The 781-nt window shown below is 71.4% G+C and carries 1 protein-coding gene; it reads right to left on the bottom strand.

Annotated features, from left to right (window positions below; genetic code table 11):
• Positions 1 to 565: glycosyltransferase family protein (locus tag A6302_RS20590; RefSeq protein WP_141704062.1), on the bottom strand; the 565-nt coding region annotated here is incomplete at its 3' end.
• Positions 566 to 781: the final 216 nt, after the last annotated feature.

Below are 781 nucleotides of genomic sequence, written 5' to 3'. Positions count from 1 at the left end.
CGAAGGCGGTGCGGCCGAAAGCCTGGTAGTCGGAGGCATCGACGAACAGGTCGGTGTGGCGCAGCAGACCGGCGGCCTCCTGGCGGTCCAGCACCCCGAGCCGGCGGATCGCGGGATCGATGTCGAGGCCCATCGCGCCGAGTTCGACATCGGCGCAGCCGAAGATCGCGATCTCGACCGCGTCGCCCCGCGCGGCGGCGATGCGGTTGAGGACGCGCAACGTGCGGCGCGGCCCGCGGCGGGGCGTCGACGGACGGACCATCGCGGTCAACAGCGGCCGGCCACCGAGGTCCTTGTCCGGATCGGCAAAGAACACCGTGCGGTCGAGACCCGGTTCGACCCGGGCGACCTCGACCCCGTGGTTGAGCTGCACCATGGTCCGGATCCAGTCGGTCTTGGCGAAGTGGATCGCGCCGGGCAGCAGGCCGTAGCTCGAGAAGGCCCGCCACCATCGCGGCGACCCCGGCGGATAGAACAGCGGCTCGTAGTCCTGCACGTAGTAGGCAAGGCGCGGGCTCGCGGCCGGGATCGTTCCCGTGCCGAGCCGGTCGAGCGCGGCGGCCACGTCGCGACGCTGGCGTTGTTGGTGGCGCAGACGAGATCACTGGCGGCGGCGATGCGGGCGAGCGCGGCCGGATCGCCATAGGGGAGAAGGGCGATGCCGCAGTCCGCAAGCTCCGGATAGTCGCGCCGAGCGCTCCCATGAACATCGGACGGGTGGCGATGCTGACGACGAGACCGAGCGCCGCGATGGCGCGGGCCTCCTGCACCACCGAATGGC

Source organism: Methylobrevis pamukkalensis (assembly GCF_001720135.1).
In the GTDB taxonomy this organism is placed as follows: domain Bacteria; phylum Pseudomonadota; class Alphaproteobacteria; order Rhizobiales; family Pleomorphomonadaceae; genus Methylobrevis; species Methylobrevis pamukkalensis.
The sequence above is the reverse complement of the archived record's forward strand: the minus strand, read 5'-3'. Positions and strand labels throughout refer to the sequence as shown.